The sequence below is a fragment of the Pseudoalteromonas sp. SWXJZ94C genome (assembly GCF_015864385.1).
Taxonomy (GTDB): Bacteria; Pseudomonadota; Gammaproteobacteria; order Enterobacterales; family Alteromonadaceae; genus Pseudoalteromonas.
The window spans coordinates 16,236-41,156 of record NZ_JADYXF010000025.1; the positions used below are offsets into that span (position 1 = coordinate 16,236).

Sequence of the window (24,921 nt, forward strand, 5' to 3'; positions counted from 1 at the left end):
TGTTTTGGTTATTATTTTAACGCTAATTAATCATGAAAAATCACCATTGGCAAACAGCATTTAGTCTTATATTTGCGGTTAAAAGCTTAAACATTGCTTAAAAGCATCGCTTACAGTAACGTACTGTTTATAGATAATTTACTAACAAAGATTCGTATTATGCCGTTGATATTTAAAAGGCTAGCGTTACTTCTTCGAGCTCACGTCGATCAATTAAGTTGGCAAGCAGTGGCGTTAGCTATTTTGACTCATATGCTATTAACGTGGATATTGTTATATATAGCAAATGAGCAAGCACTCACTTCGCTTACCACCTTTTTCTACTATTACACAGTAACTACATCAACAGTGGGTTATGGGGATTTTAGTCCTATTACAGATCTTGGTCGTTGGGTGGTTGCATTAGTACAAATTCCATTTGGTTTAGCTTTATTTGGTGTTCTGCTGGGAAAAGCAGGGCAAACAGTTACTTACTTAATTAGGCGCGTTATGACTGGTGATAAAAACTTTGCTCATAGTAACAATCACATTATTATTTTTGGTTGGCACGATACTAGAACAAAAAAAATGATTGATTACATTCTTGCTGATACAAAGCGAACTGACCGCCGGATTTTACTTGCGGTAACTGAGCAAATGGATCACCCCTTTTTAACGAATGAAAGTGTCGATTTTGCACGTTTAACAAGCTTTACAAACTTAAGTGAGCTAGAGCGTGTGGCTATTCGTCGTGCCGATAAGGTTATTATTGATGGTCAAGACGACGATCAAACATTTACTACAGCACTGCGTATTAGCCGCTTAGTAAAAGAAGAGTGTCATATAAGTGCTCATTTTTTAGATGAAACCAAAGTAGATATGCTATTAGAGCATTGTCAAAATGTAGAATGTAGCAGCGCTAAATCAGCAGAAATATTGGTGCGTTCAATGCAAGATCCTGGGTCTAGCCGTGTGCAAGAAGAGTTACTTTCAACACTTCATGGCGATACCCAATTTAGTTTAGAAATTCCTAAAGATACCAATGAAATGAATTTTGGTACTTTGTTTCATCATTTTAAGCAACATCACGATGCAATATTATTAGGTGTAGCTCATGACTTAAGTGCGCAAAATATGGATTTAAATCCGGCGCTTGATTACAAAATAAATGCAGGTGATATTTTGCATTATATTTCGGTTGAACGCGTACTAAAAAATGAAGTTGATTGGGAAAGCTTAGTTAAATAATGAATGAAGTTGTATTTTTAATAATAGTATTAAGTGCGTACATTTTACCTGTTGTTATTGTACTTAATAATAAAAGAACTCAGGGCCACGAAAAAAATGGCTGGTTAATTGGCATTATTTTTTTTTCGTGGCTGGGATTGTTTTTATATTTTTTGATTGTGCCAAAACATGGACACAAAAAGAAAAAGAGAAAATAGCGTACTACTTTCTCCTGTATACCTATTCTAATTGCTTTAACTTATGCTCTATTAGCGGATCGCCTGGAACAAGCTTTTGGGCAACTTCAAGCAGTTGAATTGCATCAGCAGGGTGTTCATCTTGGTGCTTAAGTGCAACATCTATGAGTGGCTGAATATCTATTTTTTTTTGATGTTCTTGTATATGTACTTTCTTTTCATCAATAAGAATATTATGTGCTTTGCTGAGTAACTCTTTTCGATGCACTGAATTTGTATTGGCTTTATTGAGTCGTTTGTAATAATCCTCTTTAAACCGCAAGGTTTTGGTTTGCAGGCGAAACTGTGCAATATCGATTTGCTGATGTTGAATGAAATCAACGGCTACTTGCTTATAAAACCCAAACTTATTCAAATATGTAGCGTGTGTGCCATGTCCCATACCAAATACTCGCAAGTGAGTTAACTGCTTATAGCGCTTGGCGTGCATTCGGTCTATACGATTAGTAGGATCGTAAATAATATAGCCTTGGGCATCTCCTAAATCTAGATCGTGATAATCTTGTTGCCAGTCAAACTGCTGAGCTATATCGGTACTAGAGCGGTCATCCCACGGTACTAATTCTTTATTTTTAGTACTTACCGGATGAAAGAACAGTACTTGGTTTAGCCTTAATAGTTTAGCAAAAGCGCCAACAGCAAATCCGCCACGGCTTAAGCCATAGCCTAGTCGACAATTAAACGGCGTAAGTAATGTTGATAACTGCTCGAGAAAAAAGATTAAATTACGATTACGAAACCAGTTACTTTTACCTAAATGCTGAAAAGCGATTACGTTTACGTTTTGTTTTTGAGCTAAGTGATAACCCCATGGTGCAAAATCAGGGTGAAGATCTTGCTCTTGCACGTTAGTACCTGCGGGTGAAAAGGTAAAAAGCAGGGGCTTATTAACGTCAACAAAATCATACTTAACAAATACATCGCCGAGTAAATCACTACCCGTCATGGGTAATCGAGTTTGTTGCTCATTGCGCGGGAGAGCTAACCATTCATCTAACCAATACAGTAATTTCATTAATCCTCCAGCTATAAGTCAGCATAGATCATATCAAACTCAATGAAATTAGGTCAAACCGAGAGGGTGTTACTGCGCCATTTTGATTATTTCATCCCAGTCATTTTGAGTAACAGGCATTATTGATAGTCGTCCGCCTTTTTTAAGTGCGATTTCAGTAATATTATTATTAGCTTTAATATCTTTAAGGCTAATTAATTTTTTTAAATGGCTTTGGTAAGTAACGTCAACAACAACCCAGCGTGGTTTATCGCTGGTGGCTTTTGCATCGTAATAGTCGCTACTTAAATCAAACTGAGTAGGATCTGGGTAGGCATTGTGTGTCACTTCGGCAATACCCGCTACGCCTACGTGTTTACAGCTTGAATGGTAAATCATCACTAAATCACCGACCTTTACGCCATCACGCATGAAGTTTCGCGCTTGGTAATTACGCACGCCTTCCCAAAGAGTCGTTTGTTTTGGTGCGTTTTTTAAATCATCTAATGAAAACGCATCGGGTTCAGTTTTAAATAGCCAGTAAGCCATAACAGTATTCCTAACAAATATTTACTTCCCACTATTGTATAGTATCATTTGGATACTAGGGTAATGAGGAAGAAGTAATGAGCCAAGTATTAGATGATTTATTGTCGTTGTTAACACTTGAAGAAATTGAGCAAGGTTTATATCGAGGACAAAGCCAAGATTTAGGCTTTGGTGCTGTGTTTGGCGGTCAAGTTATGGGGCAGGCGCTTTCTGCCGCTAAAGAAACTCTACCTGAGGGGCGTATAGTTCATTCATTACATTCTTACTTTTTACGCCCAGGCGATCCGGCTAAACCGATTGTTTATGATGTAGAAACTATTCGAGATGGTAAAAGCTTTAGTACTCGTCGTGTAAAAGCGATTCAGTACGGTAAGCCTATTTTTTATATGACCGCGTCATTCCAAGGTGAAGAAAATGGTTTGTCGCATCAAGCTACGATGCCTGATGTACCCGCACCTGAAGAATTACGTTCATCGCTTGAGTTTTATCAAGATAACGCTTCGCATATCCCTGAAGTCATCCGTAATAAGTTTACGCGTGAAATGCCAATTGAAATGCGACCGGTTACTTTTCATAACCCGTTTAAGCCAGAAGTTATGGAGCCGGTAAAACATATTTGGTTTAAAGCTAATGGTGAAATGCCAGACGATCAGCGCATCCACAATTATTTATTAGCGTATGCGTCTGACTTTGAATTTTTACCAACAGCATTGCAGCCTCATGGTGTATCGTTTATGCAGCCAAATATGCAAGTAGCAACGATTGACCATGCCATGTGGTTTCATCGCCCATTTAGAATGGATGATTGGATTTTGTATTCAATTGATAGTCCAAGTGCGAGCAATGGGTGTGGTTTGGTACGCGGGCAGTTTTTTGATCGCCAAGGCAACTTGGTTGCCTCAACAATGCAAGAAGGGGTTATGCGTCAGCGCTAACCCCCTTCTATAGATATAGTACTAGTTACACTGATCTTGTACTATATCGCTGATTGACTGCCAGACGCGTGCTGGCAGTAATGTTTTAAGGTGTGCGTAGGTTTCGCAAAGTTGTGTACTGCCTACTAAGCCTTTATCACCTTCGGTTATTAATGACTCGCCACGTAAGTTATCAATAAAACTAACAAGTACTTTTTTATCAAAAAACTCAGGTGTTTTAATGCCATGCAGTGTACCTAAACGCTGAGCGAGTACTTGGCTTTCTCTTTCAAGCTCAGCTTTTTCAATACCATCACTTGTTTGAATAAAGCCAATTACAATAGCGTAACGTTGTAGAGTAAAACTAAGTGCTCGTCCAAGCATTTCAAGCTTAGCTAAACAGTCATTACTGTTCGTTATATGAATGTTATCGCCATCAAATTCAATTAAATTTTGATCAGCAAAATTAGCTAAAATACGCGTTATATAGTTTTCATCAAGAGGCTGTAAATACCATTCTTTAGCAAACAACGGATAAAACGTTTTTACAAGTTGCTGGCATTGATCAATAGTTGTGCTGTGTTGTTTAAATAGATGTAGTGCAATTAAGCTTGGTACTGCAAACAAGTGCAAAATATTGTTTCGGTAGTAATTAAACAGTACTTTTTCTTTATCGCTAATAGTAATAATTTCGCCAAATTCATCACTTATAACTTCAAACTTATTCAGCTTTAATGCATGCGTTAGTAATTGCTCTGGTGTTTCGTCTGGCGCGGTTACTTTATCGCTATAGCTTGCGTCGCGTTGTAAGCGCAGATAAAAATCAAGTTGTGCTAATAGCTTTGGTTTACTCAATGCTTGTTTATCGTTAACAAGCAATATCATCGCAAGTAAATTAACTGCATTAAGCGCCGCAGCATTATTAATTTTAACCATTACTTGGTCGGCAAGTTTAGTTACTTGTGAGGCTAACCATTGTGGCTTTTGCACATCGGTAGGGTGTATTGAATCACGCCAATCAGGTTGGTTATCGTTTAGGTATTGGTTAATTGAGATTGGATCACCAAAGTTTAAGTTACCACGACCGTAGTTTTTAAGGTTTTTAATTGCCTTAAAAATACCAAAGATGGATTCGCCTTTTTTATCTTTTCCATCCAGCTCTTTAAGATAGGTGTTAATTTCCATTACGTGTTCGTAGCCAATGTACACAGGAACAATCGATATTGGACGGTCTATTCCGCGTAGCATTGCTTGTAAGGTCATTGATAGCATACCCGTTTTAGGTGGAAGCAAACGACCAGTTCGGCTTCGACCACCTTCTGTATAAAACTTAACAGAATAACCTTTAATAAATAACTGGCTTAAGTACTCTTTGAATATGGCTGAGTAAAGTTTATTACCAGCAAACGAACGACGAATAAAAAACGCACCTGAGCGTCTAAATATGCCGCCGGCAGGGAAAAAGTTAAGATTTATACCCGCAGCTATATGTGGCGGTACTAAACCTAAGTGGTAAATAGAGTAGGTAAGCAGTAAGTAATCCATATGGCTGCGATGACAAGGCATATAAATAATTTCATGACCTTTATCAGTTAATTCATGAATTTGTTCTGCGTGCTTAATATCAATACCGTTATAGAGCTTATTCCACAACCAAGTTAAAAATCTTTCGGCTACTCGTATCATTGCCTCAGAGTAATTAGCAGCTATTTCGTTAAGTAGTTTAAGCGCATTTTGTCGTGCTTGTTCTTGAGTAATATTTTTAGATTGGGCTTCATCTTGAATTGCTTTTTTTATTGTAGGTGAGGCCAATAAAGAGTTAAATAATTGCTCGCGTGATGGCATTTTAGGACCAGTCGCAGCAAGCTTTTGACGTTTAAAGTGAACTAATGCCACACGCAGTAACTTATGAGGTAGTTCGCTAACATCTACCTTTTCATTCACCAAAAGTGATAAGTCGAGTGGTTGGCTAAAGCGAATAAAGTTATCACGACCTGAAAACAAGACGACGAAAATCTTTCTGAACCAGCTTGGTGTTAGTGAATGTGTAATTAAAGTGTGTATACCCGGCTTTTCTTTACCTGGATTACGACCCCACAAAATAGTAACTGGCACTACTTGTACGTTTTGCTGACCACTTTTAACTAAATACTCAATAATTTGCTTACCCTGAGCCAATGCCGTAGTTGGTTTCGCTTCATCACCAAATAGTGGCGGTGGGTTTTTTATACCAATAAAACGCTCAAGTTGTTGATCACCTAAAATTTGCTGATCGGTTGGGCTTGGTAATCCATGCTTTTTACACACGTTATTGAGTGCGGCTAAATCAAAGCGAGAATTTAAGCGTACGATATAAAAAGTAGGGTATTCTGGATTTAGCTTATACTGTTCAATCGGGTTTTCTGGAAGGACCTTACTTTTTACTAGTAAGCGACTTACTCCTGCAGAAATAACATTTAAACAATAATTAAAAATACGCATCGACTCACCATATAGAGGGTATTAAAAGCAAAATTAGCATAATAGGATACCATATATCTAAAAAATCCTTTAGTTTGCCTAGGACGTGTTTAGCTTTTGAGGTTGAATTTACAGCAGTATGTTTATTTTTTAGTTAGAACTAGGCCTATACAGTGTAGTTTTCCCTATAAATAGGTGATAACGACTTACAAATACCAAACATGCGCTAGCTACACCATAAAGAACTTATTATTAGATTAGTTAATTAGGGTATTGGTTTCATCTTAGCTATTAAGTTTTAGTTGATGGCTAATACTAACCAAACAGTGCCTTATCAGATTATTCTCAAATAGCTGTTGCATTTATCACCAATACCTCTATAATACGCAGGCTTTCTAAATTCCCTAGGGGATTGGAGAGGATAAATTAAGCTTGGATTTCAAGCTAATAAACAGGAGTTCCGATTTGGAACTCAACGTAGATATAATTAAGCAGCCGGCATCTTAAGTTTTAAGATTGTTCCGGACGTTTTTTTATGCTCTTTTAAATGCTCTTTATATTGAGGTTAAGAATGTCAAATCAACGCATTCGTATTCGCCTAAAAGCTTTTGACCACCGTTTGATTGACCAATCAACGGCAGAAATCGTGGAAACTGCGAAACGCACTGGCGCACAAGTACGTGGACCAATTCCACTACCTACACGCTTTGAACGTTTTACTGTACTAACTTCACCGCACGTTAATAAAGATGCGCGTGATCAGTACGAGATCCGCACCCATAAACGTCTGATTGACATCGTAGAACCAACTGACAAGACTGTTGACGCTCTTATGCGTTTAGATCTTGCTGCTGGTGTTGATGTTCAAATCAGCCTGGGTTAATCGAAAGATTAGAGAGGTTTTAGGAAAATGGCATTAGGTCTAGTCGGTCGTAAAGTGGGTATGACACGAATCTTCACTGAAGATGGTGTATCTATCCCTGTGACAGTTATTGAAGCGACACCTAACCGCATTGCTCAGATCAAATCTGACGCAACAGACGGTTATAACGCGCTTCAAGTAACCGCAGGCACTAAAAAAGCAAGTCGTGTAAACAAAGCTAAAGCGGGTCATTTCGCTAAAGCTGGTGTTGAAGCGGGTCGCGGTCTGTGGGAATTCCGCCTTAACGGTGGTGAAGGCGATTTTGAAGTAGGCTCTGAGCTTACTGTTGAATTATTCAACGAAATCAACAAGGTTGACGTAACCGGTACTTCTAAAGGTAAAGGTTTCCAAGGTGGTGTTAAGCGCTGGAATTTCAGCATGCAAGACGCTACACATGGTAACTCTCTATCTCACCGTGCTCCTGGTTCAATCGGTCAAAACCAATCACCTGGTAAGGTGTTTAAAGGTAAGAAAATGGCCGGTCATATGGGTGCTGAGCGTGTAACGACTCAAAACTTAGAACTAGTTCGCGTTGACGCTGAGCGTAATTTGCTTTTAGTTAAGGGTGCAGTACCTGGAGCTATTGGCGGTGACGTTATCGTTAAACCAGCTGTTAAAGCATAAGTCCTGGAGATTTAGTGATGGAATTAGCAATTAAAGACGCTTCTGGCGGTCTTGAAGTTTCTGAAGCTACTTTTGGACGTGAGTTTAACGAAGCATTAGTACACCAAGTAGTTGTTGCATACGCAGCAGGTGCTCGTCAAGGTACTCGTGCTCAGAAGACACGTTCTGAAGTAAGCGGTGGTGGTAAAAAACCATGGGCTCAAAAAGGTACTGGCCGTGCACGTGCCGGTACAATCCGTAGCCCAATTTGGCGTTCAGGTGGCGTTAGCTTTGCAGCTAAACCACAAGACCACAGCCAAAAAGTAAACCGTAAAATGTACCGTGGTGCGATTAAAAGCATCTTATCTGAATTAGTTCGTCAAGAGCGTTTAATCGTTGTTGAAAGTTTTGCTCTAGCAGCACCAAAAACTAAAGAACTAGTTGCTAAGCTTAAAGAACTTGAGCTTAAAGATGTTCTTATCGTGACTGAAGAAGTAGATGAAAATCTTTTCTTATCGGCACGTAACCTTTATAAGGTTGACACGCGTGATGTAGCTGGTATCGATCCTGTAAGCTTAATTGCTTTCGACAAGGTACTTATTACAGCCGCTGCTGTTAAGCAACTTGAGGAGGCGCTAGCATGATCCGCGAAGAACGTCTTTTAAAAGTGATCGTTGCTCCACATATCTCTGAAAAAAGCACAATTGCAGCTGAAGAAAACAATACTATTGTTTTTAAAGTAGCAAATGACGCAACTAAAGCTGAAGTTAAAGTAGCAGTTGAGAAGCTTTTTGAAGTAGAAGTAACGGGTGTTCGCACACTTAATGTTAAGGGTAAAACAAAACGTACTGGCGCACGTTTCGGTCGTCGTAACGACTGGAAAAAAGCTTACGTTACTCTTAAAGAAGGTAGTGAACTAGACTTTGTCGGCGGCGCCGAGTAATAAGGGGATAGAATTATGGCACTTCAAAAGTGTAAGCCTACTTCTGCGGGCCGTCGTCACCTAGTTAAAGTGGTTAACTCTGATCTACATAAGGGTAAGCCATACGCACCACTTTTAGAGAAAAACTCTAAATCAGGTGGTCGTAATAACAATGGTCGTATTACGGTTCGTCATATCGGTGGTGGTCATAAGCAACATTACCGTTTAATCGATTTTAAACGTACTAAAGATGGCATTCCAGCTACTGTTGAACGTTTAGAATACGATCCAAATCGTAGCGCAAACATCGCTCTTGTATTATATGCAGACGGTGAGCGTCGTTACATTATCGCACCTAAAGGCTTAAAAGCTGGCGATGCAATCCAGTCTGGTGTTGATGCACCAATCAAACCTGGTAATGCATTACCAATGCGTAATATGCCTGTAGGTTCGACTGTTCACAACGTAGAATTAAAACCAGGTAAAGGTGCTCAAATCGCACGTTCTGCTGGTGCATACGTTCAAATCCTTGCTCGTGATGGTCAATATGTAACATTACGTCTTCGTTCAGGCGAAGTTCGTAAAGTTGAATCTGATTGTCGTGCGACTCTAGGTGAAGTAGGCAATGCTGAGCATATGCTTCGTTCACTTGGTAAAGCAGGTGCAAATCGCTGGCGTGGTATTCGTCCGACAGTTCGTGGTGTTGCCATGAACCCGGTAGATCACCCACACGGTGGTGGTGAAGGTCGTACATCTGGTGGTCGTCATCCTGTGTCTCCATGGGGTAAACCGACTAAAGGTGCGAAGACGCGTAAGAACAAGCGTACGGATAAATTTATAGTACGTCGTCGTACTAAGTAATATTGAGGAATAGCCATGCCACGCTCTCTCAAGAAGGGTCCTTTTATAGACCTACACTTGCTGAAGAAGGTAGAGAAAGCTTTGGAAAGCGGTGAGAAAAAGCCAATTAAAACTTGGAGCCGTCGTTCAATGATCATACCTAACATGATCGGATTGACCATTGCTGTCCATAATGGTCGCCAGCACGTACCAGTTTTCGTTTCTGACGAAATGATCGGTCACAAACTAGGTGAATTTGCACCAACTCGCACTTACCGTGGCCATGCTGCGGATAAGAAAGCGAAGAAACGATAAGAGGGGAAGATAAATGCAAGCATTAGCTAAACATAAATTCGCCTCTGGTTCGGCGCAAAAAGCACGTCTAGTTGCAGATCAGATCCGCGGGTTACCTGTAGATCGCGCACTAGAAATCCTGGCGTACAGCCCGAAAAAAGCGGCTGTATTAGTTAAGAAAGTACTTGAGTCTGCTATTGCTAACGCAGAGCATAACGAAGGTGCTGACATTGATGAGCTACGCATAACAACGATTTTTGTGGACGATGGTCCAACAATGAAGCGTATTATGCCTCGTGCTAAAGGACGCGCAGACCGCATCCTTAAGCGTACAAGCCATATCACTGTTATGGTTTCAGATAGCTAGGAGTATAAGTAATGGGACAAAAAGTTCATCCTACTGGTATTCGCCTAGGTATATCTAAACCTTGGGTTTCTACCTGGTACGCGAGTTCAAAAGATTTCTCTGCACAGCTTTTTGGCGATCACAAAGTACGTACATTCCTTACAAAGGAATTGAAAACGGCTTCTGTGTCTAAAATCGTTATTGAGCGTCCAGCAAAATCAATCCGTGTAACAATTCATACGGCTCGTCCGGGTGTTGTTATCGGTAAAAAAGGCGAAGACGTAGAAAAATTACGTCAAGCGGTAACTAAAATCGCTGGTGTACCTGCTCAGATTAATATCTCTGAAGTACGTAAACCAGAACTAGATGCACAACTAGTAGCAGACGGCATTGCCTCTCAACTAGAACGTCGTGTTATGTTCCGTCGCGCTATGAAGCGTTCGGTACAAAATGCAATGCGCATCGGTTCTAAAGGGATTAAAGTTGAAGTTAGCGGTCGTCTTGGCGGCGCAGAAATCGCACGTTCAGAATGGTATCGTGAAGGTCGTGTACCTCTACATACTCTTCGTGCTGATATCGATTACGCAACTTCTGAAGCCTTAACCACTTATGGTATCATTGGTGTTAAAGTTTGGATCTTCAAAGGCGAAGTTATTGGTGGTTTACCACTAGTACAAGAGCAAGAGAAGCCAGCTAAACGCGCACCAAAGAAAGCCAAGAAAAGTGCTAAGTAGAGGTAGCGAGTAATGTTACAGCCAAAACGTACAAAATTCCGTAAAATGCACAAAGGCCGCAACCGCGGTTTAGCGCAAAACGGTAACAAAGTAAGCTTCGGTACTTTCGGATTGAAAGCTACTGGCCGTGGCCGCATGACTGCTCGTCAAATCGAAGCAGCTCGTCGTGCTATGACGCGTCACGTGAAACGTCAAGGTAAAATCTGGATTCGTGTCTTCCCTGACAAACCGATTACAGAAAAACCTCTTGAAGTTCGTATGGGTAAAGGTAAAGGTTCTGTTGAATATTGGGTTGCTGAAATTCAGCCTGGTAAAGTACTTTACGAAATGGAAGGTGTTTCAGAAGAGCTTGCTCGTGAAGCGTTTGACCTTGCAGCTCGTAAACTGCCATTCAAAACAACTTTCGTAACTCGGACGGTAATGTGATGAAAGCAAGCGAACTAAAAGATAAAAGCGTAGAAGAGCTTAATGCTGAACTTCTAGGACTACTTCGTGAGCAATTTAATATGCGCATGCAAGCTAGTACTGGTCAGTTAGCTCAGACACACACGCTAAGAACAGTACGCCGCGATATCGCGCGTGTAAAAACAGTTATTAACCAGAAGGCAGGTCAATAATGAGCGATAAAATTCGTACTCTTCAAGGCCGTGTAATTAGCGACAAGATGCAAAAGTCTTTCACTATTGGTATCGAACGTTATGTGAAGCACCCAATTTATGGGAAATTCATCCGACGTACTACTAAGTTACACGTACATGACGAAAATAACACAGCAAAAGCGGGTGACGTTGTTACTATCCGTGAATGCGCACCAATTTCTAAGAATAAATCTTGGACATTAGTAGACGTTATTTCTAGTCCAAAACAAGCTTAATTTTTTAATTAAGTTAGTTTTGTAAAAAAGCCCCGGCATTAGCTGGGGCTTTTTGTTTTTCTAGAATGATAGTTTGATAGAAAAGTTTATTTGAGCTAAAGCATTTGAGTTAACGTTAAGCACTAAGATTTAGTACTGCGGTTTAGATTGGATATTACTAATACCAACACGCTAAAATATTTATACAAGTTAACGTATCAAATTATTCTTCAATGTCGTTTTTAATATTCATTGAAAAAATAAATACAAAATTTGCTTAGTCAGAGCGCAGTTTTATTGTTGCTAAATAGCTCTTATACTTAAGTAAATAGGTATAAAGCAGTTTTAAAAAGCAGCTAGTACTAGGTATTTATAAACGTTTATTATAAGAAGAAATAGCTCTGTAGGTTTAGAGTATAGACTTATGCTTATTTTTCTTTATTTAGCCAAGGTTTATTTATGAGCATACTTATTAATAGCGCGCCAAAAACAAATACAGCAGAAGTTACCAGTAAAATACGGTTTTCTAATCGGCTTATATCACGTTGACCAATGATTTCGTATACAGCATCACCCTCGATATACTTTTCACCTTTGTAGGTTTCTATAACATTTATAGCCCAAAACTCGCCCTGTTTTGCTTGATAAGTAAAATATGTTTCAGAGTAAAAAATATTAAAACTAGCACATAGCCATATCAAAATGCCGATAGTAAAAAGAAGAGTGATTAACCATTTAAGGTTATTATTTATAATATTTTGCTTTGTTTTAATAGGGATAAATGACTCAAAAGAAACTTGATAACATGTGCTTAATTTTTCAAGTACGTCGAGAGAAGGAATAAACTGTCCGTTCTCGAGTTTTGACAAGTATGATTGTTGAATACCTATCTCACGAGCCGCAAACGCTTGAGTCCACTTTTTGTTTGCTCTGAGGCGCTTTAATTCCATTCCTAAAGACAACATGTTTCCATACTCTAATTATTTGCTGACAATTTTATTATCGCTAAAAATAACGTATTTAAATAGTCTATAACGTTATATTCATGCCTATTAATTTAAGGAATATTATGAATATTAATGAGTTATATATTAATTAGGCGTTTTTTAGTTATGCTAGGCATACTAATTAATAAAGGAGTATTACCAATGAAAACGTATTTTTATCGAACTGTCGTGTTTATTAGCTTGATGCTTTTATCTCATACGAGCTTTGCAGAGCCTGTACTTGCAATTAAAGCGACTATTTATAAATTACAAAATAAGATCACCATTGATAGTCAAATAGATGAAACGTTAAAAGCGCTGCAACCAACTCATCAGCCACAGTTATTAGCTAGTTTAAATAAAAGTGCATTAATAGAAATAGGTGAAGAGTCAAATTTAACGGCGCTGGAGGTTAAATCAAATGAAGATGGAAGTTATTTCAATGCCAGTATGAAATTAAAAGAAAAAGTAGATGGGGAGTGGGAATCAATCACATCGTTTATGCCTCATATACCAGATGGTCAAACGGTGTATTTTAGTCGCACATTTACAGATAGTGTTTGGGTAATTAAATTAACAGGAAAGCGTTATGAGTCTATTGCGCTTGGTCAAGCGAGCTTTGAGTAGCCTCAGCAAATGCTGAGGCTTTTTATTTATCTAGCGCCTACCAAATCATCTCTACAAATTCAGGGTGATCGATATACGGGTTACGATTACCTTGAAACTCAAAAGCAGCTTGGTTTCGGTCTAATTCCATTTGGCTAACGGGATCGCTGTTGTGCCAGTTAAGTAGCATGGTTACAACCCAACTTTCAAATACTTGGTTACTTGAACCGTTAAGTACTGCGTTGCTTGAGGTTGTTATATTTTGCCAATTACCAATTACATTTTCGTAGCGTGTTGCCATATAAAAATAAGCGCGAGCAAAGTCACCTTTAAATTCATCAATTGGTTCAAATACGGTACCAGAATAATTTAGCGAACTGGCTGCTGAACCAACTTTACTACCGTTGGTTGATGTAAACGATGCACTTGCAACTTCACCAAAAGGGTAGTTACTACGCTTTGAATTTACATAGCCATCAGTTGCATAAATGTGATGAACATCAGAGTTCATAGGCTCTACTGTGCCACCAAACCAGCTTTTAGGGAATGAATGTTCACGGTTATAGCAATCGGCTTCGCTGTTATAAGTACCACACTGGTCGCTCACTGCAGTATAATTATAGCTATCGGTACCGTTTGGTTTTTCGCTATACATATCTAAAATACTATTATCGTTTTCAAAGTATTTATCACGTGCTGATGAGTCGTAAAAATTCCAAATAGCCGAATACCCCTGCGCATTATGATCTTTAATTATATTGTACAGTTCAGTCTTTAAGGTGTATCCAGTTAAACCTTGAGTTGTAACATAGTAACCAGTCGGTGTTGGGTTGGGAGTTGTTCCGCCGCCAGAGCCATCACCGGGATCACCAGTAGAGTCACCTAATTCAAATGCTGTACTCTCGGTATTATTAAAACTGGCACCGCTTGCTAAAGTCACTTGTTCTTGGATAAGAGTATAGCTTCCATCACCTGCTGAACAACACATGCCATCGCCATAGCTATCACTAACAATAAGCGTATAGGCACCATCGGTTAAACATACTTGCTCATTATATTGAGTGTTTGACGAATAACCGTTGCCATTAGCTATAGCGCTACCTTGGCTATTATTAATGACCCAACTCGTTTCGCTACCATAGTTATCGGTTTTGAGTGTTAGCGTTAAGGTGTTAGTTGAACAGCTGCTAGTTGGAGGTGGAGATATAATACTTGTATTGGGTAAAAAATTATCTACATAAACAATCTCGCTACCATCAAATCCACTTACATCGTAAAAACGTAAACCTACATTAATTGTTTTGCTACTGCTTGCAGTATAACTATGACTAATTGTTTGCCATTGATTAGTTTGCGCTTCGTTAGAGTAACCTTGATAACCATCTACATATAAACGCGCCTTAATTTTTCCTTCGGTATGGTACACATCAGCCGAAAAGTTATAAGTTTGACCTGCTTCAACATTTACTTGTTGTAATAAATCGGTATTACTTTGCGAGCCGGTGTTCACATTAATAGCCGCAGATCGACTGCCGCTATTAACTACGCTAGTAGAGGGCGATAATGCAATGCCGCTATCAATCGTACTCCATGAGTCAGGAGTATTGCCTGACCATTGTTCAAAATCGCCATTAGCAACATTAGCCATTACAGGGAGCGAGCCGAGTAATAACGCAGTGCTGAGTATTGTAGTTTTATACGTCCTGTGTGACATGTTTGTTCCTATTTTTATGTTGAATAAATAATATACATTACATTAGCTAGGTTACAAAATTGTTAATTATGATTTTGATATTATGCAATAATCTTCCTTTAAACTGTTTTTGAAGGTATTTTTATAAATTAATAACTAAATGGAATAACAAAGCAGATTCTATTCTTTTTTTATACTGGCTTAGCCCGTTATCCTGCATACTTAGAAAACCTCAACAGAGAATCTCTGGAAGGGGTAAAGCTCATTTTTAACAATGCTAAAAATGCATTGTGTCTAATTTTCAGGGTTATGGGGAATCGATTCATGTTGTTAGGTCAACTAAATGCTGCGGCAAGCCCGCTATCGCAAGATCAAGTACAAAAGCTGCAAGGCTTAGTGGCTGAACTAAATCCAATTCAGCAAGCGTGGGTAAGTGGTTACTTAGCTGCAAATGCTAATTCAGCTGCATTAGGTGGCGTTACAACAGGTGCACCAGCAGCAAGCGATGCCGCACCGCTAACCATTTTATATGGTTCGCAAACAGGTAATGCAAAAGGTGTAGCAGCTAAGATGAAAGAGCAAGCTGAGTCGCGTGGCTTAGCTGTAAAATTAGTTAGCATGTCTGATTACAAACCAACAGCCCTGAAAAAAGAAAAGTTTTTAACTATTGTTGTATCTACATACGGTGAAGGCGAGCCACCTGAAGACGGTGAAACACTGCACGAATTTTTAGCGACTAAAAAAGCACCTAAATTAGATGGCGTAAAAATAGCTGTTATCGGTTTGGGTGATTCGAGCTATGAGTTCTTCTGTCAAACGGCAAAAGACTTTGAAGAGCGCTTAAATAAGTTAGGCGCAGAGTCTATATATCAACGTGCCGATTTAGATGTAGATTACGAAGATGAAGCGGCAACGTGGATAGCAGGTGCACTTGATGCATTTGAACCTGATTTAAAAGCGCAACAAGATGCAGCTGGCGGTCAAACTTTAGCTATGCCTTTTGGTACACCAACTACCGCTTCAAGCCAATATACAAAACAAAACCCATTTGAAGCCGAGTTATTAACAGTACAAAAAATCACGGGTCGCGACTCTACTAAAGATGTACGCCATGTTGAAATTTCACTCGAAGGTTCAGACATTACTTATACTCCTGGCGACTCGTTAGGTGTGTACTTTTTAAATGATGATGTACTAGTTGATGAAGTACTTACACTCACTCAAATTGATGCGGCTAGCGTTGTAAAAGTAGGTAATGATGAGCTAAACGTGCGTGATGCATTAATTGAAAAACTAGAGCTTACTCAATCATACCCAGGCTTTGTAGAAAAATACGCAGTAGCAACGGGCACGCCTGAATTATTAAAGCTTGTGGAAGATAAAACCGCAATGCGTGCGTATATCGAACCTCGTCAAATATTTGATGTAATTCGTCAAAACCCAGCAAAGCTTGATGCACAAACATTAGTAGATTGCCTACGTAAGCTACAAGCTCGTTTGTACTCTATTGCATCTAGCCAAAGCGAGGTTGAAGACGAAGTACATTTAACTCTAGGCTTAGTTGAATTTGATGCATTTGATAGTGAGCATTTAGGTGGCTGTACTGGTTACTTAACTCGCCGTGCAGAAGAGGGTTGTAAAGTTAAAGTATTTAGCGAACATAATGACAACTTCCGCCTGCCAACTAACGATGATACGCCAGTGATCATGATTGGTCCGGGTACGGGGATTGCGCCGTTCCGTGCATTTTTACAAGAGCGTGACTCGCGTGAAGCACAAGGCAAAAACTGGTTGTTTTTTGGTAACCCACATTTCACCCAAGACTTTTTATACCAAGTAGAAATACAGGGTTATTTAAAGTCAGGTTTGCTCAATAAAGTAGATGTTGCATTTAGCCGCGACCAAGCCCAAAAAGTATACGTACAAGACAAGTTACGCAGTAACAGTAAAGATGTGTTTGAGTGGCTAGAAGCTGGCGCTCACCTTTATATTTGTGGTGATGCAAATCGTATGGCGAAAGATGTACACAATGCCTTGGTTGATATCATCAAAGAAAACACAGGCAAGAGCAATGAAGACGCAGAGCAATATTTAAAAGATTTACGTAGCGCAAATCGCTATCAGAAAGACGTGTATTAATCACGTTTCTTATTTTATTTAACAGCTAACAGCCGTCACTGTAACAAATTTAGGATTTAAAATGAGCGAACAAGATAAAAACGTAAAACTTTCTGATAACGAACGTTTGAAAAGAGAAAGTAACTTTTTACGTGGCACCATAGAAAAAGATTTAAAAGACGAAATTACCGGTGGTTTCACTGCCGATAACTTTCAGCTAATTCGTTTTCATGGCATGTATCAACAAGATGACCGCGATATACGCGGTGAACGCGCTAAGCAAAAACTAGAGCCGCTACATAATGTAATGTTACGCGCACGTATGCCTGGCGGTATTATTAAGCCAGAGCAGTGGTTAGCAATCGACAAGTTTGCAGATGACAAAACAAGCTATGGCAGTATTCGTTTAACTACGCGTCAAACATTTCAGTTTCATGGAGTGTTAAAGCCAAATATTAAAGGCATGCACCAAATGCTTGATAGCGTAGGCATAGACTCTATTGCTACAGCAGGTGACGTTAACCGTAATGTACTTTGTACAACGAACCCTGTTGAGTCTGAGTTACATCAAGAAGCTTACGATTGGGCTGCAAAAATTTCTGAACACTTATTACCAAAAACTAAAGCGTATGCTGAAATTTGGTTAAATGGCGAAAAAGCAGAAACCACAGAAGAGCCAATTTTAGGTTCTAACTATTTACCGCGTAAGTTTAAAACAACGGTAACAATTCCGCCGAATAACGAAGTTGATATACACGCTAACGATTTAAACTTTGTAGCTATTGCTGAAAACGGCAAGCTAGTTGGTTTTAACGTGTTAGTGGGTGGTGGCTTAGCTATGACGCATGGCGATACTGCAACGTATCCGCGTAAAGCAGATGACTTTGGCTTTATCACATTAGACGATACCTTAAAAATTGCAGAGCATGTTGTATCTGTACAGCGTGATTGGGGTAATCGTTCAAATCGTAAAAATGCAAAAACTAAATATACATTAGACCGTGTAGGTGTTGATGTATTTAAAGCCGAAGTAGAAGCGCGCTCAGGTGTTACGTTTGCACCAAGTCGCCCGTTTGAGTTTACTCACCGAGGTGATCGTATTGGTTGGGTTGAAGGCATTGATGGTAAGCACCATTTAACGTTGTTCATTCAAAGTGGTCGTATTTTAGACTACCCAGGTAAACCACTTAAAACAGGTTGTCGTAAAATTGCAGAGGTTCACCAAGGTGATATGCGTATGACGGCAAACCAAAACTTAATTATTGCTGGCGTACCTGCAGATCAAAAAGCCGTGATTGAAGAGATTGCACGTAGCCATGGCTTAATTGACGATACAGATTCGCAGCAGCGTAAAAACTCTATGGCTTGTGTTTCACTGCCAACGTGTCCGCTTGCAATGGCAGAAGCAGAACGTTACCTACCAAGTTTAATTGAAAAAACCGAAGCACTACTTGCTAAGCACGGAATACCAAATGACAGCATTATAATGCGCGTTGTAGGGTGCCCTAATGGTTGTGGTCGTGCACTTCTTGCAGAAGCGGGTTTAGTAGGTAAAGGACCTGGTAAGTATAACGTGTATTTAGGTGGCAATTTAGAAGGTACACGTATTCCTAAATTGTACCTTGAGAACGTAGGCGAAGATGTTTACTTAGAGGCATTCGATAAGCTAATTGGTCAATGGGCTAAAGAGCGTAACGAGGGTGAATGTTTTGGTGACTTTGTTATCCGCAAAGGCATTGTTGCTGAAGTAAAAGTATCAGTAACCGATTTTCACGCATAATTTAATACCAGCGCGAAGCGTTGGTGAGGCTTGAAATTTACCATGAGTGAATTTAAAAACATTTTACAGCTAGATAAGCAAAGCCAAACGGCTATGTTAGCTGATGCTAATGGTTTACTAGCTAACATGAGCGCCGAGCAGCGTGTAACTTGGGCGCTTGATAATTTGCCAAATACGGCTTTTTTATCATCTAGCTTTGGTATTCAAGCAGCTGTAATGCTGCATTTAATGACATCGCAGCGTCCAGATATCCCAGTAGTATTAACTGATACAGGTTATTTATTTCCAGAAACTTATCATTTTATTGAGCAAATGAGCGAACGTTTATCACTAAATTTAAAAGTGTATAAAGCGCAGCTTAGCCCAGCATGGCAAGAAGCTAAATTTGGTAAATTATGGGAGCAAGGCGAAGGCGGTATTAAGCAATATAATCAGCTTAATAAAGTAGAGCCAATGACTCGCGCGTTAAAAGACATTGATGCGGGTACTTGGTTTAGCGGTTTACGCCGTGACCAATCATCTACTCGTGCCGATAAGCAATTTGTAGAGATTAGCCGTGGCACCGTTAAAGTGTATCCGATTATTGAATGGTCTAACCGTGATGTATATCAGTACCTTACAAAGCACGACTTACCTTATCACCCATTATGGGAGCAAGGTTATGTGTCGATGGGTGATGTACATACAACGCGTAAATTAGAGCCAGGAATGAGCGAAGAAGAAACCCGCTTTTTTGGTTTAAATCGAGAATGTGGATTACACATTGATGGCGATGGTATTTAATAATATTTTTGTCAGTAAAAAATAAACAAAAACGCAGCTAAGGCTGCGTTTTTATTACAAAAAAATTGCCAGATCACAGGTTTTTTATTAGACTCAATAGAATAAAGGATTAACTAAAGCAGGAACGCTATGAAATACTTTACCTATTTAGCAATATCAGTCATGGTTATTGCTGTCATTTCTTTGTTTTATCTAAAAAAACCAGACGGTCAAACATGGCTTTCCACTGCATCAATTAGTAATGACTCACACCAAATTAAAGAAAAAATAACCGCACTATCCAGCGGTACATTTGAACAAGCAATGCAAGGTGTAAAGCAGGCAGGTGATAAAATAGCGAGCAGTATTTCAGACGAACCCATTCCATCAATGGTACCTAGTGGTAAAATTTATAAGTGGCAGGGTAAAAACGGTGAGTGGAATTATTCCGATACGCCAAACCCGAACGGGAATAGTATTGAATTAAAACTAGATCCTAAAGATATTACCGTTATTGCCGCAGAAGACACCTCAATTTTAAACAGCAAATCAAAAGCATCAAACGATGAAGACGTATCAGAAACAGTAAGTATTTTTAATCCAGACTCGGTTAAAAAGTTATTTAAAGACGCCGAAAACGTAAAAGAAAAACTAGAGAAGCGTAATAAAGAAATAAACAATTTAAGTGCGCTTTAACTATTTAGAGTGAGCGCTTTTATGGTTTTTTAAATAACGCTTTTCGGCTTCCATTAATAAGACTGTTAAATATATTTTAGTGGGAAGTGACAACAACACACCTATAGCAATACATGCTGCCGCTATAATTATTCCTTTAATACCATGATCTACAGTGAAGTAACTCGACACAATTAAAGTGTGGCCAGTCACAATAAGGCACAACCCAAGCACTATTGATGTTTTAAGCAGCCTAATTATCATTATTTGCGACATAGTCACCTCGCTAAGAGTAAGCTTATTGTAGACAGGCTTTAAATACTTGGCATTGATTTAAGACAACAAACAGTACAAAAAAGCCCAGCTTATTACTAAACTGGGCTTTCAAATGTATTAACTACAGCGTTTGTTAGTCGAGCATATTACGCAGTACATATTGTAAAATACCGCCATGTTTGTAGTAATCCCACTCTTTAGGGGTATCAATACGTACATCGGCACTCAGGCTAACTTTTTTACCTTCTGCATTGGTTGCAATAACGGTTACTTCATCGGTTTTATCATACAAGCCATCAATATCAAATTGCTCTTGACCGGTTAACCCATGTGACTCATAGCTTTCACCTTCTTTAAATTGCAGAGGTAGTACACCCATACCAATTAAATTAGAGCGATGAATACGTTCGTAGCTTTGTGCTACAACGGCTTTAACACCTAATAAAAGTGAGCCTTTAGCAGCCCAGTCACGAGACGACCCCGTGCCGTATTCTTTGCCCGCTAAAATAATAAGAGGCGTATTATTTTTTTGATACTCCATTGCAGCATCATAAATACTCTCTAGCGTATCGCCAGGCTGAGTACGTGTTACCCCGCCTTCAGTTCCCGGTGCTAGTAAGTTTTTAAGACGCACATTAGCAAACGTGCCGCGCATCATTACTTCGTGATTGCCACGGCGTGAACCGTACGAGTTAAACTGCGCTTTATCTACGCCGTTTTCTTGTAAGTATAGACCTGCTGGCGCATCCGCTTTAATAGCACCCGCTGGAGAAATATGATCAGTGGTTACTGAATCCCCAAGCTTAGCTAAACAACGTGCACCCTCAATAGTTGGAATGCCCGGCGGTTCAACTTTCATACCATCAAAAAATGGTGCTTTTTTAATGTAGGTAGATGCGTCATCCCAATCATAAAGTTTACCATCGGGTATTTGAATTTGCTGCCAGCGGCTATCGCCTTCGTAAACGTTAGCGTAGCTTTTTTCAAACATCTCTTTAGTAACTGTTTCTTTAACTAGGTCGCTCACTTCTTTAACGCTTGGCCAAATGTTTTTAAGGTAAATATCGTTACCGTTAGCATCTTGCGCAAGTGGTTCGTTGTATACGTCAATGTCGGTTCTACCGGCAATGGCATAAGCTACAACAAGTGGAGGTGAGGCTAAAAAGTTCATTTTAACATCTTGGTGAATACGACCTTCAAAGTTACGGTTACCCGATAAAATAGAGCTAACCACTAATTTATGCTTTTGAATCGCATCTGATATTTCAGTCGCTAGTGGGCCTGAGTTACCAATACAGGTAGTACAACCATAGCCAACTAAGTTAAAGCCTAAGCTTTCTAAGTCGTCCATTAAGCCGGCTTTTTCTAGGTAGTCGGTAACAACTTTAGAACCTGGAGCAAGTGATGTTTTAACCCAAGGTTTTACATTAATACCTAACTGCTTCGCTTTTTTAGCAACCAAGCCTGCGGCTAAAATTACACTCGGATTAGAGGTGTTAGTACAGCTGGTAATCGCGGCAATAACGCAAGCACCATCGTTTAGCTCAAACTCTTGTCCTTTAAATTTAACTTTAGCGGCGCCCATAAATTGTGCTTCATTTACAGGTTCATCTGGGTTTGTTGTTGGGCCTTCGCCTTCGATACGAGCTTGTTCTTCATCGCTATTATCACGACGAGCCATACGTTCATCTTGAAAGTTTTTTAAATGCTGGCTAATCACTTCACCAGCCTTATTTAGGGAGATTCTATCTTGTGGTCGCTTAGGACCCGCAAGGCTTGGTACAACATCACCTAATTTAAGCTCGAGTGTATCGGTATAGTTGGCTTCGTCACCATCGTTACGCCATAAACCTTGATGTTTGGCGTAATCTTCAATTAACTTAAGGTGACTTTCATCGCGATTTGTTAAACGTAAATAGCTGATTGTTTCATCATCAATCGGGAAAATACCACACGTAGCGCCGTATTCTGGTGCCATATTCGCTATGGTTGCTCTGTCTGCAAGTGGTAGATCGGCAAGGCCGTCACCATAAAACTCTACAAATTTACCCACTACGCCATGGTTACGTAGTATCTCGGTTACTGTTAATACTAAATCGGTTGCAGTCGTGCCTTCAGGTAAGCGGCCGCTTAGCTTCATACCTACTACTTGTGGGATGAGTAAGCTAATTGGTTGACCCAGCATAGCTGCTTCGGCTTCAATGCCGCCTACACCCCAACCAAGTACACCTAAGCCATTTATCATGGTTGTGTGAGAGTCGGTACCTACGAGTGTATCTGGGTAAGCGAACTTTTTGCCATCGCGGTCTTCATTAAAAACAACGCGTGCTAAGTATTCTAAATTCACTTGGTGAACAATACCGGTTGCTGGTGGCACTACTTTTAAATTATCAAAAGCGGTTTGTCCCCAGCGTAAAAATTCGTAACGTTCTTTATTTCGGTCGTATTCTAGTTTTGCATTTAAATCAAAAGCACCATCGTTACCATAACCATCTACTTGTACCGAGTGATCAATAACAAGCTCAGCAGGAGATAACGGATTTATTTTTGCAGGATCTCCCCCTAGTTTTTCCATTGCGTCACGCATTGCGGCTAAATCAACAATAGCAGGTACGCCAGTAAAATCTTGCATAACAACGCGGGCAGGGGTAAAGGCTACTTCAGATGCAGGTTTTGCTTGAGAATCCCAGTCAAGGAGCGCTTGAATGTCTTGTTCTTTAATATTTGCGCCATCTTCGTTACGGAGAAGGTTTTCAAGTAATACTTTTAAAGAAAAGGGCAATCGTTTCGCTTTGTCGCCAAGTCCTTTTAGAGAATGAATGTGATATTGCTCACCATTAATTGTGAGCTGATGCTGGGTATCGAAACTATTATTCATTATTTGCCCCTTTATGAATTAGAAAAATGCTTTGAAGAGTGACCTCTGTAATGTTCGAGTTGCAAAGTACATACCAGTGTAAAAAATCGCGTTTAGAGAACGAATTTTATACAGTTAATATAGTAGAGATGATGCTAAAAACTTTAATTTCAAGGGGAATTTAAAAGAGGATAAAAGGGCCAAAAGCTATTTCGACCCATATTAATTATTGTAACCAACCTTGTTGCTTAGCCTTAATACTTAAATAAAGCAGAGCTACAGCAATTATAATTACAAATATAGGCATAAATACCGCACTTGCGCCAAGTAGCTCAATACTGTTTATGACCACAAAATTATAATATTGTTGAATTAAAATAGCGCCGAGCGATAGCGTAAAAGTGGGAGCTGCTAACGAGTTTTTAGCAAGTAAAAAAAGACAACCCAAAGTACCTCCTAATACAGCAATAGCAAATGCGATTGTAGACCAAATAGGAATATTAGAGTATGCAGCTTGTTGATCTAAAGGTAGTTTACTTATCATTTCTGGTGTCATCATCATTTGTATAATAAATGCAATAACGCCAAGTAAGTTCCACACTAGAGCGGCCCATACCGTAGGTTTAAACCAATTTTTAGGTGGTGTGGCAGACATTTTATAACCTTGTTTTTATTGTTATTAACTAGGTTATTAAAGAGTAAAAAGGCCAACTTAACAAGTTGACCTTTTTATATAAAAAGAGGACTTTAAATACTTAGCCAAACGAAATAGGACGACGACCTGTTTTATCATCTACCTTTGGTTTTTTAGTTCGCTTACGCTTAGCTTTAGCAGGTTGACTTGCGGGTTGTGATGCAGCTTGCTTTGCCTCAGTTTGAGTCTGCACAGCAGGTTTTTCTGCAGGCACTGCATCTTCATTTAACGCAAGTTGAAAAAACTCACCATCAAATTCTAATACATCGCCACTGTATAATTTTTTCCGCTTTATTGTACAAATTTCATGGTTAACACCCACATAGCCTTCAGTAATTAGGTTTTTAGCTTGGCCGCCACCTTCAACTAAGTTTAGTACTTTTAGTAATTTGCAGAGTTCAATTGGCTCTTCTTCTAATTCTATTTCTATATATTCTTCGTTCATATTTGCTCTCGGTGGGGTAACGCACAAGCTGTAGTATAAAGGCTTGCAGCTACTTTTGCACCAAAGCAAGTAACTTTAACTAAACGTAATACGTAAATAGTTATGAAAGTTTTTATGTATTTTATCTGTCTTTAA

Annotated in this window: 28 protein-coding genes; 19 read left to right on the top strand and 9 right to left on the bottom strand. The window is 39.4% G+C overall.

Annotated elements, in window-relative coordinates; all coding sequences use genetic code 11:
- The first annotated feature begins 159 nt into the window (after window positions 1–159).
- Window positions 160–1,227 carry a potassium channel family protein gene (locus tag I6F65_RS12025; RefSeq protein WP_024613005.1) on the top strand — a complete coding sequence of 356 codons (1,068 nt, stop codon included), beginning with the start codon at window positions 160–162 and terminating at the stop codon, window positions 1,225–1,227.
- A complete protein-coding gene (locus I6F65_RS12030) occupies window positions 1,227–1,424 on the top strand; it encodes a PLDc N-terminal domain-containing protein (RefSeq protein ID WP_024613006.1) in 198 nt (65 codons plus the stop codon). Before I6F65_RS12025 ends, I6F65_RS12030 begins: the two co-directional genes overlap by 1 nt.
- A gap of 22 nt (window positions 1,425–1,446) precedes the next feature.
- On the opposite strand, the gene I6F65_RS12035 is transcribed toward I6F65_RS12030, so the two are convergent.
- Complete coding sequence (locus I6F65_RS12035; RefSeq protein ID WP_197113052.1) at window positions 1,447–2,478, bottom strand: cytosolic protein; 1,032 nt, start codon at window positions 2,476–2,478, stop codon at window positions 1,447–1,449.
- A 69-nt stretch (window positions 2,479–2,547) separates the two neighbouring features.
- Entirely contained in the window at window positions 2,548–3,006 is a 459-nt protein-coding gene (locus tag I6F65_RS12040; protein WP_166109390.1) for an EVE domain-containing protein, read from the bottom strand.
- A gap of 77 nt (window positions 3,007–3,083) precedes the next feature.
- Between I6F65_RS12040 and tesB the strand changes: the two genes are divergently transcribed.
- The gene (gene tesB / locus I6F65_RS12045; RefSeq protein ID WP_002957902.1) at window positions 3,084–3,941 is read left to right on the top strand and encodes an acyl-CoA thioesterase II; all 858 of its coding nucleotides are present in this window, start codon (window positions 3,084–3,086) and stop codon (window positions 3,939–3,941) included.
- Between the two features lie 21 nt (window positions 3,942–3,962).
- Here the strand turns inward: tesB and plsB are convergent, their stop codons facing one another.
- Window positions 3,963–6,401 (bottom strand): glycerol-3-phosphate 1-O-acyltransferase PlsB, encoded by a 2,439-nt coding sequence (gene plsB, locus I6F65_RS12050; RefSeq protein WP_197113054.1) that lies wholly within the window; start codon window positions 6,399–6,401, stop codon window positions 3,963–3,965.
- A 550-nt stretch (window positions 6,402–6,951) separates the two neighbouring features.
- Between plsB and rpsJ the strand changes: the two genes are divergently transcribed.
- Genes rpsJ through rpsQ form a run of 11 tightly spaced genes read left to right on the top strand, consistent with a single transcriptional unit; the run spans window position 6,952 to window position 11,915 of the window.
- Window positions 6,952–7,263 (top strand): 30S ribosomal protein S10, encoded by a 312-nt coding sequence (gene rpsJ, locus I6F65_RS12055; RefSeq protein ID WP_002957900.1) that lies wholly within the window; start codon window positions 6,952–6,954, stop codon window positions 7,261–7,263.
- A 27-nt stretch (window positions 7,264–7,290) separates the two neighbouring features.
- Window positions 7,291–7,926, top strand: a complete 636-nt coding sequence (rplC, locus tag I6F65_RS12060; RefSeq protein ID WP_024613010.1) for a 50S ribosomal protein L3 — start codon at window positions 7,291–7,293, stop codon at window positions 7,924–7,926.
- 17 nt (window positions 7,927–7,943) lie between these two features.
- Window positions 7,944–8,549 (top strand): 50S ribosomal protein L4, encoded by a 606-nt coding sequence (gene rplD / locus I6F65_RS12065; protein WP_002957897.1) that lies wholly within the window; start codon window positions 7,944–7,946, stop codon window positions 8,547–8,549.
- Complete coding sequence (gene rplW, locus I6F65_RS12070) at window positions 8,546–8,848, top strand: 50S ribosomal protein L23 (RefSeq protein WP_024613011.1); 303 nt, start codon at window positions 8,546–8,548, stop codon at window positions 8,846–8,848. Before rplD ends, rplW begins: the two co-directional genes overlap by 4 nt.
- 15 nt (window positions 8,849–8,863) lie before the next feature.
- Entirely contained in the window at window positions 8,864–9,688 is an 825-nt protein-coding gene (gene rplB, locus I6F65_RS12075) for a 50S ribosomal protein L2 (RefSeq protein WP_002957895.1), read from the top strand.
- Window positions 9,689–9,703: 15 nt separating this feature from the next.
- Window positions 9,704–9,982, top strand: coding sequence for a 30S ribosomal protein S19 (rpsS, locus tag I6F65_RS12080; RefSeq protein ID WP_004588689.1), 279 nt, complete (start codon window positions 9,704–9,706; stop codon window positions 9,980–9,982).
- 13 nt (window positions 9,983–9,995) lie between these two features.
- A complete protein-coding gene (gene rplV / locus I6F65_RS12085) occupies window positions 9,996–10,328 on the top strand; it encodes a 50S ribosomal protein L22 (protein ID WP_002957892.1) in 333 nt (110 codons plus the stop codon).
- Window positions 10,329–10,339: 11 nt separating this feature from the next.
- On the top strand, window positions 10,340–11,041 hold the full coding sequence (gene rpsC / locus I6F65_RS12090) for a 30S ribosomal protein S3 (RefSeq protein WP_002957891.1): 702 nt from the start codon (window positions 10,340–10,342) through the stop codon (window positions 11,039–11,041).
- A gap of 12 nt (window positions 11,042–11,053) precedes the next feature.
- Window positions 11,054–11,467, top strand: a complete 414-nt coding sequence (gene rplP / locus I6F65_RS12095; RefSeq protein WP_002957890.1) for a 50S ribosomal protein L16 — start codon at window positions 11,054–11,056, stop codon at window positions 11,465–11,467.
- Window positions 11,467–11,658: a 50S ribosomal protein L29 gene (gene rpmC / locus I6F65_RS12100; RefSeq protein ID WP_002957889.1), complete on the top strand. Its 192-nt coding sequence runs from the start codon at window positions 11,467–11,469 to the stop codon at window positions 11,656–11,658. Before rplP ends, rpmC begins: the two co-directional genes overlap by 1 nt.
- Window positions 11,658–11,915, top strand: a complete 258-nt coding sequence (gene rpsQ, locus I6F65_RS12105; protein WP_024613012.1) for a 30S ribosomal protein S17 — start codon at window positions 11,658–11,660, stop codon at window positions 11,913–11,915. Before rpmC ends, rpsQ begins: the two co-directional genes overlap by 1 nt.
- Window positions 11,916–12,322: 407 nt before the next feature.
- On the opposite strand, the gene I6F65_RS12110 is transcribed toward rpsQ, so the two are convergent.
- Window positions 12,323–12,859, bottom strand: coding sequence for a helix-turn-helix domain-containing protein (locus tag I6F65_RS12110; protein WP_197113056.1), 537 nt, complete (start codon window positions 12,857–12,859; stop codon window positions 12,323–12,325).
- A gap of 183 nt (window positions 12,860–13,042) precedes the next feature.
- Here I6F65_RS12110 and I6F65_RS12115 point away from each other — a divergent pair, with 183 nt between their 5' ends.
- On the top strand, window positions 13,043–13,507 hold the full coding sequence (locus tag I6F65_RS12115; protein ID WP_197113057.1) for a hypothetical protein: 465 nt from the start codon (window positions 13,043–13,045) through the stop codon (window positions 13,505–13,507).
- 37 nt (window positions 13,508–13,544) lie between these two features.
- On the opposite strand, the gene I6F65_RS12120 is transcribed toward I6F65_RS12115, so the two are convergent.
- Window positions 13,545–15,200: an endonuclease gene (locus I6F65_RS12120; RefSeq protein WP_197113058.1), complete on the bottom strand. Its 1,656-nt coding sequence runs from the start codon at window positions 15,198–15,200 to the stop codon at window positions 13,545–13,547.
- Between the two features lie 303 nt (window positions 15,201–15,503).
- On the opposite strand from I6F65_RS12120, the gene I6F65_RS12125 reads away from it, so the two are divergent.
- The 4 genes from I6F65_RS12125 (at window position 15,504) to I6F65_RS12140 (ending at window position 20,535) form a co-directional block, all read left to right on the top strand.
- On the top strand, window positions 15,504–17,318 hold the full coding sequence (locus tag I6F65_RS12125; protein ID WP_197113059.1) for an assimilatory sulfite reductase (NADPH) flavoprotein subunit: 1,815 nt from the start codon (window positions 15,504–15,506) through the stop codon (window positions 17,316–17,318).
- Window positions 17,319–17,379: 61 nt separating this feature from the next.
- Window positions 17,380–19,077, top strand: coding sequence for an assimilatory sulfite reductase (NADPH) hemoprotein subunit (cysI, locus tag I6F65_RS12130; RefSeq protein WP_024613017.1), 1,698 nt, complete (start codon window positions 17,380–17,382; stop codon window positions 19,075–19,077).
- Between the two features lie 42 nt (window positions 19,078–19,119).
- On the top strand, window positions 19,120–19,860 hold the full coding sequence (locus I6F65_RS12135; RefSeq protein ID WP_024613018.1) for a phosphoadenylyl-sulfate reductase: 741 nt from the start codon (window positions 19,120–19,122) through the stop codon (window positions 19,858–19,860).
- Between the two features lie 129 nt (window positions 19,861–19,989).
- On the top strand, window positions 19,990–20,535 hold the full coding sequence (locus I6F65_RS12140) for a DUF4124 domain-containing protein (protein WP_197113060.1): 546 nt from the start codon (window positions 19,990–19,992) through the stop codon (window positions 20,533–20,535).
- Here the strand turns inward: I6F65_RS12140 and I6F65_RS12145 are convergent, their stop codons facing one another.
- From I6F65_RS12145 to I6F65_RS12160, 4 genes are all read right to left on the bottom strand, one after another.
- Entirely contained in the window at window positions 20,536–20,790 is a 255-nt protein-coding gene (locus tag I6F65_RS12145) for a hypothetical protein (RefSeq protein WP_166109384.1), read from the bottom strand. It abuts the gene before it with no gap.
- 133 nt (window positions 20,791–20,923) lie between these two features.
- Complete coding sequence (gene acnA / locus I6F65_RS12150) at window positions 20,924–23,668, bottom strand: aconitate hydratase AcnA (protein ID WP_024613021.1); 2,745 nt, start codon at window positions 23,666–23,668, stop codon at window positions 20,924–20,926.
- A 205-nt stretch (window positions 23,669–23,873) separates the two neighbouring features.
- Window positions 23,874–24,302, bottom strand: coding sequence for a hypothetical protein (locus I6F65_RS12155; protein WP_197113061.1), 429 nt, complete (start codon window positions 24,300–24,302; stop codon window positions 23,874–23,876).
- Window positions 24,303–24,402: 100 nt separating this feature from the next.
- The gene (locus I6F65_RS12160; RefSeq protein ID WP_166109382.1) at window positions 24,403–24,786 is read right to left on the bottom strand and encodes an RNA-binding S4 domain-containing protein; all 384 of its coding nucleotides are present in this window, start codon (window positions 24,784–24,786) and stop codon (window positions 24,403–24,405) included.
- Window positions 24,787–24,921 lie beyond the last annotated feature (135 nt).